Annotated in this window: 16 protein-coding genes and 1 riboswitch; of the genes, 8 read left to right on the top strand and 8 right to left on the bottom strand. The window is 68.0% G+C overall.

From position 1 onward, the window contains the following. Positions 1-10 precede the first annotated feature (10 nt). From A5782_RS03390 to A5782_RS03375, 4 genes are all read left to right on the top strand, one after another. Positions 11-418: a YccF domain-containing protein gene (locus A5782_RS03390; RefSeq protein ID WP_067095131.1), complete on the top strand. Its 408-nt coding sequence runs from the start codon at positions 11-13 to the stop codon at positions 416-418. Next, entirely contained in the window at positions 415-1,509 is a 1,095-nt protein-coding gene (gene moaA, locus A5782_RS03385) for a GTP 3',8-cyclase MoaA (RefSeq protein ID WP_067095129.1), read from the top strand. The genes A5782_RS03390 and moaA overlap by 4 nt, the downstream gene beginning before the upstream one ends. 4 nt (positions 1,510-1,513) lie before the next feature. Further along, positions 1,514-1,792: a MoaD/ThiS family protein gene (locus A5782_RS03380; protein WP_067095126.1), complete on the top strand. Its 279-nt coding sequence runs from the start codon at positions 1,514-1,516 to the stop codon at positions 1,790-1,792. Between the two features lie 207 nt (positions 1,793-1,999). After that, positions 2,000-2,213: riboswitch (cyclic di-AMP (ydaO/yuaA leader) on the top strand. Positions 2,214-2,226: 13 nt separating this feature from the next. Beyond that, positions 2,227-3,075 (top strand): transglycosylase family protein, encoded by an 849-nt coding sequence (locus A5782_RS03375; protein ID WP_067095123.1) that lies wholly within the window; start codon positions 2,227-2,229, stop codon positions 3,073-3,075. Positions 3,076-3,173: 98 nt separating this feature from the next. Here A5782_RS03375 and A5782_RS03370 read toward each other — a convergent pair whose 3' ends face one another. Genes A5782_RS03370 through A5782_RS03355 form a run of 4 tightly spaced genes read right to left on the bottom strand, consistent with a single transcriptional unit; the run spans position 3,174 to position 4,814 of the window. Next, entirely contained in the window at positions 3,174-3,599 is a 426-nt protein-coding gene (locus A5782_RS03370; protein ID WP_067095120.1) for a molybdenum cofactor biosynthesis protein MoaE, read from the bottom strand. Continuing rightward, the gene (locus tag A5782_RS03365; RefSeq protein ID WP_067095450.1) at positions 3,596-4,078 is read right to left on the bottom strand and encodes a molybdenum cofactor biosynthesis protein B; all 483 of its coding nucleotides are present in this window, start codon (positions 4,076-4,078) and stop codon (positions 3,596-3,598) included. The genes A5782_RS03370 and A5782_RS03365 overlap by 4 nt, the downstream gene beginning before the upstream one ends. Beyond that, on the bottom strand, positions 4,075-4,605 hold the full coding sequence (moaC, locus tag A5782_RS03360) for a cyclic pyranopterin monophosphate synthase MoaC (RefSeq protein WP_067095117.1): 531 nt from the start codon (positions 4,603-4,605) through the stop codon (positions 4,075-4,077). The genes A5782_RS03365 and moaC overlap by 4 nt, the downstream gene beginning before the upstream one ends. Before the next feature lie 8 nt (positions 4,606-4,613). Beyond that, positions 4,614-4,814, bottom strand: coding sequence for a hypothetical protein (locus tag A5782_RS03355; RefSeq protein WP_197694088.1), 201 nt, complete (start codon positions 4,812-4,814; stop codon positions 4,614-4,616). A gap of 151 nt (positions 4,815-4,965) precedes the next feature. On the opposite strand from A5782_RS03355, the gene A5782_RS03350 reads away from it, so the two are divergent. Further along, entirely contained in the window at positions 4,966-7,224 is a 2,259-nt protein-coding gene (locus A5782_RS03350; protein WP_067095111.1) for a helicase-associated domain-containing protein, read from the top strand. A 164-nt stretch (positions 7,225-7,388) separates the two neighbouring features. Continuing rightward, the gene (locus A5782_RS03345) at positions 7,389-9,038 is read left to right on the top strand and encodes a DNA repair helicase XPB (protein ID WP_067095109.1); all 1,650 of its coding nucleotides are present in this window, start codon (positions 7,389-7,391) and stop codon (positions 9,036-9,038) included. A 16-nt stretch (positions 9,039-9,054) separates the two neighbouring features. Here A5782_RS03345 and A5782_RS03340 read toward each other — a convergent pair whose 3' ends face one another. Both A5782_RS03340 and A5782_RS03335 read right to left on the bottom strand, forming a co-directional pair. After that, the gene (locus A5782_RS03340) at positions 9,055-10,200 is read right to left on the bottom strand and encodes a thiolase family protein (RefSeq protein WP_067095106.1); all 1,146 of its coding nucleotides are present in this window, start codon (positions 10,198-10,200) and stop codon (positions 9,055-9,057) included. 121 nt (positions 10,201-10,321) lie between these two features. Continuing rightward, positions 10,322-10,735, bottom strand: coding sequence for a Zn-ribbon domain-containing OB-fold protein (locus A5782_RS03335; protein WP_067095447.1), 414 nt, complete (start codon positions 10,733-10,735; stop codon positions 10,322-10,324). A 149-nt stretch (positions 10,736-10,884) separates the two neighbouring features. On the opposite strand from A5782_RS03335, the gene A5782_RS03330 reads away from it, so the two are divergent. Further along, positions 10,885-11,178: a putative quinol monooxygenase gene (locus tag A5782_RS03330; RefSeq protein ID WP_067095103.1), complete on the top strand. Its 294-nt coding sequence runs from the start codon at positions 10,885-10,887 to the stop codon at positions 11,176-11,178. A 54-nt stretch (positions 11,179-11,232) separates the two neighbouring features. Here the strand turns inward: A5782_RS03330 and A5782_RS03325 are convergent, their stop codons facing one another. Then, on the bottom strand, positions 11,233-12,222 hold the full coding sequence (locus A5782_RS03325; protein ID WP_067095100.1) for an LLM class F420-dependent oxidoreductase: 990 nt from the start codon (positions 12,220-12,222) through the stop codon (positions 11,233-11,235). Between the two features lie 85 nt (positions 12,223-12,307). Between A5782_RS03325 and A5782_RS03320 the strand changes: the two genes are divergently transcribed. Further along, complete coding sequence (locus A5782_RS03320) at positions 12,308-12,586, top strand: hypothetical protein (RefSeq protein ID WP_067095097.1); 279 nt, start codon at positions 12,308-12,310, stop codon at positions 12,584-12,586. Positions 12,587-12,601: 15 nt separating this feature from the next. Here the strand turns inward: A5782_RS03320 and A5782_RS03315 are convergent, their stop codons facing one another. Further along, complete coding sequence (locus A5782_RS03315; RefSeq protein WP_067095094.1) at positions 12,602-13,138, bottom strand: TetR/AcrR family transcriptional regulator; 537 nt, start codon at positions 13,136-13,138, stop codon at positions 12,602-12,604. Positions 13,139-13,147 lie beyond the last annotated feature (9 nt).

Genomic DNA, 13,147 nt, shown 5'->3' with positions numbered 1-13,147 from the left:
CGGAGGAGATATGCGCCTGATCCTTAATGTCATCTGGTTGGTATTCGGCGGCCTGTGGATGGCCGTCGGATACCTGGCTGCGGCGCTCATCAGCTTCTTGCTCATCATCACCATTCCGTTCGGCTTCGCGTCGCTGCGCATCGCCTCCTACGCCCTGTGGCCATTCGGCCGCACGATCGTGGACAAGCCGACCGCGGGGTCCGGCGCCCTGATCGGCAACGTCATCTGGGTGCTGCTGTTCGGGGTGTGGCTGGCGATCGGCCATCTGGTCAGCGCGGCGGCGATGGCGCTCACGATCGTCGGTATTCCCCTGGCGCTGGCCAACCTCAAACTGATTCCGGTGTCATTGATGCCGCTGGGCAAGGAGATCGTTCCGGTCGGCTCGACGGCCCACTATGCGCCGCCGGTGGCCGCATGACCCTGACGACGCTGGGCGTTCCTTCGGTGCCGAGCCGCGCTGACGGCGCGGCCGGGGACCGCGCCGTTTCCACCGCTGCGCCGGCCGCCGGCCCGCTGGTGGACACCTATGGGCGGGTCGCCACCGATCTGCGGGTCTCGCTGACCGACCGCTGCAATCTGCGGTGCAGTTATTGCATGCCTGCCGAGGGCCTGAACTGGTTGCCGGGCGAGCAATTGCTGAGTGCCGACGAGCTGGCCAGGCTGATGCACATTGCGGTCACCCGGCTGGGGGTGAACAGCGTGCGGTTCACCGGTGGCGAACCGTTGCTGGCGCGCCACCTGGAGGAGGTGGTCGCCGCGGCCGCGGCCCTGCAACCCCGCCCCGAGATTTCGCTGACCACCAACGGCGTCGGGCTGGCGCGGCGCGCTGCCGGGCTCGCGCGGGCCGGCCTGAACCGGGTCAATGTCTCACTGGACAGCGTGGACCGGCAGCATTTCGCGACCATCACCCGTCGCGACCGACTCGCCGATGTGCTGGCCGGCCTGGCCGCCGCCAACGAGGCCGGCCTGACGCCGGTCAAGGTGAACGCCGTGCTCGACCCCGCCACCGGACGCGCGGACGTGGTGGGGCTGTTGCGGTTCTGCCTCGAGCACAGCTACCAATTGCGCGTCATCGAGCAGATGCCGCTGGATGCCGGACATCAATGGCGGCGGGATGCGGCGCTGAGCGCCGACGACGTGCTGGCGGCCCTGCGCCCGCACTTTCGGCTGCGGCCCGACCCGGCGCCGCGCGGCTCGGCTCCCGCCGAGCTCTGGCTGGTCGACACCGGCCCGGGGACACCGAGCGGCAAATTCGGCGTCATCGCCTCGGTCTCGCACGCCTTCTGCGCTGCCTGTGACCGCACCCGATTGACTGCCGACGGCCAGATCCGCAGCTGCCTGTTCGCCGAGCAGGAGACCGACCTGCGAGGGCTGCTGCGCAGCGGCGCGTCCGACGACGCGATCGAGGCGGCGTGGCGCACCGCGATGTGGGGCAAGCCCGCCGGTCACGGCATCAACGACCCGAACTTCATCCAGCCCGTCCGACCGATGAGCGCTATCGGTGGCTAGCCCCATGGGACAGACCCCTGTCCAGACAAACGGAATCCAGGTGACGGTGCGCTACTTCGCGGCCGCCCGCGCGGCCGCGGGTGTCGAGTCGCAGACGGTGGTGCTGCGCCCGGGCACCACGGTCGGCGAGCTGGTCGAGCGGCTCGCCGTTCGGGGGCCTCGCCTCGCGGACGTGTTGACCCGATGCTCGTACCTGCGCGACGGCATCGCGGTGCGCGATGAGACCGCGGCGTTGCAATCCGGTGACACGATCGACGTTCTGCCGCCCTTTTCTGGCGGCTGAAACTGTGAGTTATCTCACGTAACGGATTTATAACGGCGCGGTCACGCTCCGATATCGGGCGATATGACCTGCGCAAACACTATGTGTTCCTGCGGTTTTCGCAGATGGCCGAGAGGGAAACGCCGGGTTTCGCAAGACGTGACGAGACCGACAGAAACCGTTACCGTCTCCGAAGGCTCGCCAGCCACCCCGATTGGCGGACCTCCCCTCCCTATCGCGCCGAGCTCCATCCAATAGGCGGGGGGCCACCGAACCACATGGATGGAGACGGGGGACCCACCGGTCCACCGTGATCGACTGGGGCCGCTCGCGGCTCCTAGGGGTGAAGCCGGCGTCGTCTCGCACGACGACCACGCCGGCCGGGTGGCCTCTCCAACCCGAACCCGACAGCTGACCTCGCAGGCGCGTGACGAGAGAGGAATACCCCGGCGCGTATGAGTGGACGTCACCGTAAGCCCAGCAGTTCAAACATCAGCGTCGCCAAGATCGCCTTTACCGGCGCGGTTCTTGGTGGCGGCAGCATCGCCCTTGCCGGCCAAGCGGCCGCGGCCACCGACGGCGAATGGGATCAGGTAGCCCATTGCGAATCCGGCGGCAACTGGGGCATCAACACCGGCAACGGCTACCACGGCGGCGTGCAGTTCAGCGCCAGCACCTGGTCCTCGCACGGTGGTGGCCAGTACGCGCCGTCGGCCGAACTCGCCACCAGGGAACAGCAGATCGCCGTCGCCGAGCGGGTGCTCGCCAGCCAGGGCCGTGGCGCGTGGCCCGTGTGCGGTGGACCGCTGTCGGGTCCCACCCAGCGTGACGTGCCCGTCCCGTCCGGCCTGGACGCGCCCGGCCTCAACGGCGCCCCTGCGCCGCTGGCCCCGCCCGCGGACGCGCCCCCGCCGGACGCTCCTCCGCCACCCGCTCCGGTGCAACTGGCCTCGTTTGACCGGCCGGCACCGCCGGACGCTCCTGCGGACCTACCGCCCGCTCCCCCGGCGGACGCCGTCCCGCCGGCGCCTCCAGTCGACCTGCCACCGGCGCCGCCGGCCGACGCGATGCCGCCCGCACCCCCGGCCGACGCCCCGCCGCCGGCCGATGCGATGCCGCCCGCACCCCCAGCGGACGCACCGCCGGTCGTAGACACGGACTTCCACGGTTTCGTACCGGCCGGCATGCCGCAGCATGCTGACGACGCCGGTTACACCCAGCAGCTGTGGGACGCGATCCGGGCGCAGGACGTTCAGGGAAACGACGCGCTGGATGCCCTCGCTCAGCCGTCACCGACCGCATAACGCCTGACGCCGCCGCACTCCCCGCACGCCCCGAAAACCCTCCTGTTCGGGGCGTGTCGGGCACGGCGCACCATTCGGCGGCCGGCGTGACTAGGACGTCAGGCCGAGCCCACCCACTCTTCGGTTCCGTCGGCGAAGAATTGGTGCTTCCACACCGGTAGCCGCGCCTTGATGGTGTCCACCAGGTGCGCGCACGTGGCGAATGCCGCCTGCCGATGGTCGGCGGCGACCGCCGCCACCAATGCCGCCTCACCGATGCGCAGCGCGCCGATCCGGTGGCTGGCGGCGACGGCACGCACGCCGCTGGATTTGTCTGCCACCTCGGCCACCACCTCGGCGATGACCTGGTCGGCCGACGGGTGCGCCGAGTACTCGAGTCGCACCACCTGCCGTCCGCCGTCGTGGTCGCGGATCATGCCGACGAACCCGACGATGGCCCCGGCCGACTGATGGCTCACCAACTCTTCATGCTCAGCCAGCGAAATCGGTTGCTCGGTCATGGCGGCGCGCACGACGAGCGTCATCGCTGGTGATCTTTACCGGCGAGTTGATCGAGCGCGTGGTCCAGCACATCGGCGAGCACTTCAAGGCCGTCGCGCACCCCGCCGGGCGAACCCGGCAGGTTGACGATCAGCGTCTGGCCGGCCACACCGCACACCCCGCGCGACAGCACGGACGTCGGCACCTTCGGCAGGCCCGACTGGCGGATCGCTTCCGCCAGCCCGGGAATCATGTAATCGACGACGGCCACGGTCTGGTCCGGTGTGCTGTCGGTGGGCGAAATGCCGGTGCCGCCCGAGGTGATGATGACGTCGACCTCGGCGTCGATCGCCGTGCGCAGCGCGTCGCCAACGGGGGACCCGTCGGCCACCACCTCCGGTTGCACGGCTGAAAAGCCTCGCTGCGCCAGCCATTCGGCGATGATCGGGCCGCATCGGTCGTCGTACACTCCTGACGACGCACGGGTCGAGGCGATGATGACGCGGGCTGAACGGGTGCTCATGGGCGCGCCCACCTTCCGGTTTTGCCGCCTTCCTTGCGCAGCACTCGAATGTCGTCGATCCGTGCGGCGGGGTCTACCGCCTTGATCATGTCGTAGAGCGTCAGGCCCGCGACGCTGACCGCCGTCAGCGCTTCCATCTCCACCCCCGTGCGGTCGGTGCTTCGCACCGTTGCGGTGATCTCGATCTCAGACTCGCCCACCGTGAAGTCGATGTCGACCCCCGTGAGCGCGAGCTGATGACAAAGTGGGACGAGTTCGCTGGTGCGCTTCGCGGCCTGGATGCCGGCCACCCGCGCGGTGGCCAGCGCATCGCCTTTGGGCAGGCCGCCGGTCGAAATCAGCGCCACCACTTGCTCCGACGTGCGCAGGGCACCCGCCGCGACCGCGGTCCGCTTGGTCGCTACCTTGTCGCTGACGTCGACCATGTGCGCCGCCCCACGGTCGTCCAGGTGTGACAGCGGGCTCGAGCCGGATTCGTCCGACGCCGAGTTCGCCGAGGCTGTCGAGGCCTCAGAGGCCCTAGCCATCTGGCGTCCTACCGATTGACGACGGTGACCGGGTGCACGTAGGGCAGATCGGTGGAGGGCAGCGGAAACGCCAGCTCGCCGAAGGGGGACAGCGCACCCGTGCGATCGGTCACGAGTTCACTGACCGCGTGGTCGTCGGGGTCCGTCGTCGGCCAGCCATTGTCGACGTACTTCGTTTTGCGCGCTTTGCCCTCAGCAGTGTCAGCCACGACGTCCATTCTTACAGGTGGCCCAACGGCATGTGGCGCAAGACCGGAGTTCGACACGCGTTGCCGTCCCCGTCTGTGGTCACCGTCCCGCTGAGCTGATGGCTCGTCGAGGTCTGCTAGGTATTCGTGGCCTGCTTTACGCTGGTCAGCAATGACCGACAACACCCCGGATATCCCGCTGGGGTCGTGGCTGGCCGAGTTATCCGATGAGCGGCTGATCCGACTATTGGAATTGCGGCCGGACCTCGCCCAGCCCCCACCCGGCAGCATCGCCGCACTGGCCGCGCGAGCCCAGGCCCGCCAGTCGATCAAGGCCGGCACCGACGACCTCGACTTCCTGAGGCTGGCCGTGCTCGACGCGCTACTGGTGCTGCAGGCAGACGCGGAGCCGGTACCGACGGCGAAGTTGCTGGCCCTGATCGGTGACCGCGCTCCCGAAGCCGATGTCCTGGACGCGGTGGACGACCTCCGGCGACGCGCCTTGGTCTGGGGCGAGACCGCGCTGCGGGTGGCAGCCGACGCCGGGACGGGAATGCCGTGGCATCCGGGCCAGGTCATTCTCGAGGACACCTCGCGCAGCGCCGAGCAGATCGCCGGCCTGATCGACGACCTCAACCAGGCACAGCTCGAGGTTTTGGAGAAACTTCTCGAAGGCTCCCCGATGGGCCGCACCCGCGACGCGGCGCCCGGCGCGCCCACCGACCGGCCGGTGCCCCAGCTGCTGGCCATGGGTCTGCTGCGCCGCATCGATGCCGAGACGGTGATCCTGCCCCGTCACGTCGGTCAGGTACTGCGCGGCGAGCAGCCCGGCCCCATGCAGCTGACCGCTCCCGACCCGGTGGTGTCGACCACCACGCCCGCCGACGCCGACGCCGCGGCCGCCGGGGCCGTCATCGACTTGCTGCGCGAGATCGACGTCCTGCTTGAAATGCTTTCCGCTGCACCGGTTTCCGAGCTGCGCAGCGGCGGGCTGGGAGTTCGCGACGTCAAACGGCTGAGCAAGGTGACCGGCATCGAGGAGCGGCGGCTGGGTTTGCTCCTCGAAGTCGCGGCCGCGGCCGGATTGATCGCCAGCGGCATGCCCGACCCCGAACCGATCACCGGCGAGGCACCGTACTGGGCGCCGACGCTCGCCACCGACCGGTACGCCGCGATGTCGGCCGCCGAGCGCTGGCAGCTCTTGGCCGGCAGTTGGCTGGACCTGCCAGGTCGGCCGGCGCTGATCGGCAGTCGCGGCCCCGACGCCAAGCCCTACGGGGCGCTCACCGACGGCCTGTACTCCACCGCCGCCCCGCTGGATCGCCGGCTGTTGCTCGGCATGCTGTCCGAACTGCCCCCCGGTGCCGGCGTCAACGCGGCGTCAGCCTCGGCGGCGCTGATCTGGCGACGTCCGCGCTGGGCCAAGCGGTTGCAGGCCGGACCCGTCGGGGACCTGCTCACCGAAAGCAACGCCCTGGGACTGGTGGGCCGCGGCGCGATCAGCACACCCGGGCGCGCACTGCTGGACGACGCCGGCGATCCGCAGGTTGCGATCGAGGCGATGAACCGGGCACTACCCAAGCCGGTCGACCACTTCCTGGTGCAGGCGGACCTGACCGTGGTGGTGCCCGGGCCGCTGGAACGCGACCTGGCCGAGCAGCTCGCCATCGTGGCCACGGTCGAATCGGCCGGCACCGCGATGGTGTACCGGGTCAGCGAGCAGTCGATCCGGCATGCACTCGATGTCGGCAAGACCCGCGACTGGATGCATTCCCTGTTCGCCAAGCATTCCAAAACGCCGGTGCCCCAAGGGCTCACCTACCTTATCGACGACGTCGCACGCCGGCACGGGCAGCTGCGGATCGGCATGGCCACGTCGTTCGTGCGCTGCGAGGATCCCGCGCTGCTGGCCCAGGCCGTGGCAGCACCGGCGAGCGAACAGGTGCAGTTGCGGGCCCTGGCGCCGACGGTGGCGGTGTCGCCCGCTCCGATCGGCGAGGTGCTCGCGGCGTTGCGGGCTGCGGGCTTCGCTCCCGCGGCCGAGGATTCCTCCGGCGCCATCGTCGATGTCCGTCAGCGCGGCGCCCGGGTGGCCACACCGCAGCAGCGCCGGCCGTATCGGCCGGTCCGGCGTCCCAACAGCGAAAGCCTCAATGCGGTGGTGGCGGTGCTGCGCAAGGTGACCGCCGCGCCGTTCGGCAATATCCGCGTAGATCCGGCGGTCACCATGACGCAGTTACAGCGCGCGGCGAAGGAACAAGACACCCTGGTGATCGGTTATCTGGATGCGGCGGGGGTGGCAACCCAGCGCGTCGTCTCGCCCATCACCATCAAGGGCGGTCAGCTGGTGGCCTTTGACTCCGCGTCCGGGCGGCTGCGTGACTTCGCGATCCACCGCATCACGTCGGTCGTGTCGGCCACCGGCCGATAATGGGTGGCATGCGCGCCGACGACGATGCAGAGCAGTAGCGATGAGGAGGAGCGGCGCTAAATGCGCGCCGACGACGATGCAGAGCGGTAGCGATGAGGAGGAGTGGCGCTAAATGCGCGCCGACGACGATGCAGAGCGGTAGCGATGAGGAGGAGTGGCGCTAAATGTCTGACGGACCGTTGATCGTGCAGTCCGATAAGACGGTGCTGCTCGAGGTGGACCACGAGCAGGCCGGCGCGGCACGCGCCGCCATCGCACCGTTCGCCGAGCTGGAACGCGCACCCGAACACGTGCACACCTACCGCATCACACCGCTGGCGCTGTGGAACGCCCGCGCCGCCGGCCACGACGCCGAACAGGTGGTCGACGCGCTGGTCAGCTTCTCCCGCTACGCGGTACCACAGCCGCTGCTGGTCGACATCGTCGACACCATGGCCCGGTACGGCCGTTTGCAGCTGGTGAAGAACCCCGCACACGGCCTGACGCTGGTCAGCCTGGATCGCGCGGTGCTCGAAGAGGTGCTGCGTAACAAGAAGATCGCCCCGATGCTCGGCGCACGAATCGACGATGACACCGTCATCGTCCACTCCAGCGAGCGCGGCCGGGTCAAGCAGATGCTGCTCAAGGTCGGTTGGCCCGCCGAAGATCTCGCGGGCTACGTCGACGGCGAGGCGCACCCGATCAGCCTGGCCCAGGACGGCTGGCACCTGCGCGACTATCAGCAGATGGCCACCGACTCATTCTGGTCGGGCGGATCGGGGGTCGTGGTGCTGCCCTGCGGCGCCGGTAAGACATTGGTGGGGGCGGCCGCCATGGCGAAAGCCGGTGCGACGACGCTGATTCTGGTCACCAATATCGTCGCGGCTCGGCAATGGAAACGCGAGCTGATCGCCCGCACGTCGCTCACCGAGGACGAGATCGGCGAATACTCCGGCGAACGCAAGGAGATCCGGCCGGTCACCATCTCGACCTATCAGATGATCACGCGCCGCACCAAGGGCGAGTACCGGCACCTGGAGCTCTTCGACAGCCGCGACTGGGGACTGATCATCTACGACGAGGTCCACCTGTTGCCGGCGCCGGTGTTCCGGATGACCGCCGATCTGCAGTCCAAGCGCCGGCTGGGCTTGACCGCCACGCTGGTCCGCGAGGACGGCCGCGAAGGTGACGTGTTCTCCCTGATCGGGCCGAAACGTTATGACGCGCCGTGGAAGGACATCGAGGCGCAGGGTTGGATCGCGCCCGCCGAGTGCGTCGAGGTGCGGGTCACCATGACCGACAACGAGCGGATGATCTACGCCACCGCCGAACCCGAAGAGCGGTACAAGCTGTGCTCGACGGTGCACACCAAAATCGCTGTGGTCAAATCGATCCTGGCAAAACACCCCGGCGAGCAGACCCTGGTGATCGGCGCCTACCTCGATCAGCTCGACGAGCTCGGTGCCGAGCTGAACGCTCCGGTGATACAGGGGTCCACCCGGACCAAGGAACGCGAAGAGCTGTTCGACGCCTTCCGTCGTGGTGAGTTGTCCACCCTGGTGGTATCCAAGGTCGCGAACTTTTCCATCGATTTGCCGGAAGCCTCTGTGGCAGTGCAGGTTTCGGGAACCTTCGGCTCACGCCAAGAGGAAGCGCAGCGGCTGGGCCGGCTGCTGCGGCCCAAGTCCGACGGCGGCGGCGCCATCTTCTATTCCGTGGTGGCACGCGACAGTCTGGACGCCGAGTACGCCGCGCACCGGCAGCGCTTCTTGGCCGAGCAGGGCTACGGCTACATCATCCGCGACGCGGACGACCTCTTGGGGCCGGCCATTTAGCCTGGGGCTCAGCCGATTAGAGCGACAGGATGGTCGCCGACGCGGTGCCGGGCGCGCCGTACACCTGGGCCAGGCCGACGCGCGGGTTGCCGGGTACCTGACGCTCCCCCGCCTCGCCGCGCAGTTGCCGCACCAGTTCGTGCATCTGCCGCAGGCCCGACGCGCCAATGGGCTCGCCGTTGGCGATCAGCCCGCCGTCGGTGTTGACCGGCATCGAGCCGTGGATCTCGGTGGCGCCGTCGGCCAGCAGCTTCTCCTGCTCGCCGTCCGCGCACAGGCCGGTCTCGGCCATGTGGATCACCTCGGCACCGGCGTCGGTGTCCTGCAGCTGCGCGACGTCGACGTCCTCCGGGCCGATACCGGCCGCCTCGTAGGCCGCCTTGGCGGCGTACACCGTCGGCGAGGCGTCCTCGTCCAGGGGCGCCGACGTGGCGTGCACCTCGTAGGCACCAAAGCGCCGGGTCCGAATCTCGCAGGCGCGCACATAGACCGGCTTGTCGGTGAATTTGTCGGCCAAATCCGCACGACACATGATGACCGCGGCGGCGCCCTCGTCGGGTGCGCAGAACATGTACTGCGTCAACGGGTAGTTGAGCGCAGGCGACTTGAGGATCTCCTCCACAGAGATCTCCTTGCGCCGGAAGGCATTCGGGTTCAGCGCACCATTGCGGAAATTCTTGTTGGCCACCCGCGCCAGCGTCTCCTGCGAGATGTTGTGGTCGTGGATGTATTTGTTGGCCTTCATCCCGAAGAATTTGGTGGTGACGAACTGGCCGTTGTTGGCGTACCACTGCGGCAGGGCCAGCTTGGCGGGGTCGTCGGTGAATGCACCCCGCGGGTGCTTGTCGAGCCCGATGGCGATGCCCATGTCGTACTTGCCCAGCCGGATGGTGTCGGCGGTCTGCTGAATGGCACTGGCCGCGGTGGCGCAGGCGTTGAAGACGTTGGTGAACGTGATGCCGGTCAGCCCGACCAGGCGAGTCACCGCGTCGGGATTGGAGACTTCGTAGCTGCCGCCGAAGCCGAACTGGATGTCCTTCCAGTCCACACCGGCGTCTTTGAGCGCGAGCTGGACGGCCTCGGCGCCCATCTGCATCGCGGTCTTCTCGAACCTGCCGAACGGGTGCAGGCCCACGCCGATGATGGCGACATCGTTGGTCATCTCAACTCCTCCTGGATAGATGGTGGCGACCCGCTTCGCCCGGCTCCGCCGCGCTCACGATCACCACTGGATAGATGGTGGCGACCCGCTTCGCCCGGCTCCGCCGCGCTCACGATCGCCACTAGACCGGCTGGAATGCGAACGTGATGATTTCGGCGCCCTCGTCGTCGGTGTTGAGCGGCACCATGGTGAGTTCGACTTCCTGCCCGAACTGCAGCTTGGTCGGGTCGTTCTCGGTCAATCGGCCTTCGACGCGGATGACGTCGCCGAGCTGGACCAGCCCCACGCCGAACGGCACGAAGTCCTTGCCGGTCGGGCCGGCATAGGGGGCTCCCGGCGGGAAGCCCTGGGTGGTCCACGCCACCAGCGTTCCGCGGCGGGGCAACAGCACATCGGACATCTCGCCGGCGCTGCACCGCGGGCACCATTGCTGCACCGGGAAGGTGGTGGCCTCACAGCTACCGCATCGGCTTCCGATCAGCTGCGGGGTCTCATCGGGCCAGGTAGAGATCTCGGGGGCAAGTGCCTTCTGCATCGAGGGATCCTCCAGGATTGTCCGCAATCCGCCAACAGAATATCGCTCACTGAACCGTATAACAGCTTTCCGAAAAGTGGAAACCGCATTCTCATTAGGAGCACCAGGCCCGGCAGCCGCTGCCCGCACGAGGGAGATATGTTGGCGCTATGACGGTCACGGTGATACTTGAGCTCAGGTTTAAGCCCGACGAGGTCGCTGCGGGACGCGAGCTGATGGGACGGGCGCTGCAGGACACCCGGGCGTTCGACGGAAATGTCCGCACCGACGTGCTTGTCGACGAGGACGACGAAGCGCACTGGCTCGTCTACGAAATCTGGGAGACCGTCGAGCACGACGAGGCCTACCGCGCGTTTCGTGCCGGCGAAGGCAAGCTGACACAGCTTCCTCCGCTGCTGGCCGCGCCTCCGGCCAAGACCAGGTACACCACCAGCGACATCTAGCGCGCTAACTGCGCCACCGGCTGACGGAGCCCGCCATGGCGCCGAACAACGGCCCTAGCTCAGCGCGGGCATGACCTCTCGTTCGAACAGCTCGATGCCCGAACGGTCGTAGGCGGCCTCGGGGAAATAGCAGATGGCGTACTGGCAGCCGAGGTCGCGGATTTTCCTGAGCCGCTCGATGACCTGTTCCGGTGTGCCCGTTGCCGAGTCGGGTCCGCTGGTGCCGGCGATCATCGCATCCGCCGAAGCCTCGCCCACATAGCGGACCAGGCGGTCGCGGACGCGTTGCAGCCGGTCTTTGACGTCGGCGTCCGAGGTGCCCACGATGGCGTTGACGTTGACCGAACGCACGATGGCGTCAAAGTCGGTACCCACGTTGCGGCAGTGCTCGGCCAGCACGTCCGACTTGTGCGCGAACGCCGCCGGCTCGGGGGTGAAGTTGGTGTAGTGGGCGTATTGGGCGGCGATACGCAACGTCACCTTCTCGCCACCGCCGGCGATCCACAGTGGAATCCCGTTGTCCTGCAGGGGTTTAGGGGCGACGATCGCGCCATCGACCTGGTAGTGCTTGCCGTCGAAGCTGACCTTGCCATCGCGCCAGGCATCGCGCATGATCTGCACGCCCTCGTCCAGCCGGCCCAATCGGACGCCCGCCGAGGGGAATCCGTAACCGTAAGCGCGCCATTCGTGTTCGTACCAGCCGCCGCCGATGCCCATCTGAATGCGGCCACCGGAGATGATGTCGGTCGTCGCGGCCACCTTGGCGAGGTAGACGGGGTTGCGGTAACTCATCGCCGTACACATTTGGCCGAGTTTGATGCGCGACGTGGTGGCCGCGTAGGCGGCCATGAGCGACCAGGCCTCGTGCGTGGCTTCTGCGGTAGGGACCGGCACGGTGTGGAAATGGTCGTAGACCCAGAGCGAGTCCCAGCTGCCCTCGTCCGCGTGCTCGGCCAGGTCGCGCATCACCGCCCAATGTTTTTCGGGTTCGATACCGACCAGATCCATTCGCCAGCCTTGCGGGATGAAGAGACCAAAGCGCATACCCGGACTGTAGCCGCAACGAGCTCACAGCAGATCGATAAGCCGCGCCCAGCCGCCGCTGACGCCCCGGCTGTACACATAACACATGACAACGATCGGGCACCCCACCAATAAAGTCGGCGCTCGCCGCCGACACAGCGCGCCGGCGATCTTCGCCGGGGCCGCGGCCATCGCAGCGCTCGCCCTGTTCAGCGCTGCACCGCACGTCGACGCCGACGCCGTGGTCGCCGCGGGACCGTCGGCCACCGCCCCCTTGCCCACGGACGACACGAATTTCGTCAACGACAACGGCCAGACCTCCGGTGACACCTTCACCCAGAACGCCCAGGACCAAAGCACCGCGAGCGGTGCAGGAACGCCCTGACGCAAGTCGCTGTCGTCACGCACCCAGCGCGTCGAGCGCGGCCGCCACCGACTTCTCGCGCAGCTCCTCGTGGGGCGCATCGGGGAACTGCACGCAGCAGTCCTGCAGGCCACCGAACGCGACGACCGCCCGCGTGGACTGCGCCAGCGTCGGCTTCTTACCGAAGACCAACCTCGCCAGCCGCTCCCGCCACGCCAGCACGGTGTCGATGAGGTCGAGGTCGATCAGCGTCGACAGCTCGGTCAACAACAGCACCAGATCCCGGCGGTGCCGGTAGTGGAAGTCGAAATAGCCCTCCAACAACTCGCGCACATCGTTGTGGCCGCGGCTCTCGTGGTCGGCGACGAACCGTTCACCCTCGTCGATCAACGGCACCAGAATGCTGCGCACCAGGTCTTCGCGTGACGGAAAGTGGTAGTACAACGCGGGTTTGGTGATGCCCAGCCGATTCGCGATGTCCTGCAGGCTGGTGCGCTGCACTCCCCGCTGCAAGAACAGCTCGCGGGCGACCTCCTGGATGCGCTCACGAGTGTCCGACCGGGGCCTGCTCACCCCACCACC

It is taken from the genome of Mycobacterium sp. 852002-40037_SCH5390672 (assembly GCF_001665875.1).
Taxonomy (GTDB): Bacteria; Actinomycetota; Actinomycetes; order Mycobacteriales; family Mycobacteriaceae; genus Mycobacterium.
Note: the sequence above shows the minus strand (reverse complement) of the source record. Positions and strands in the feature narration are given on the sequence as shown.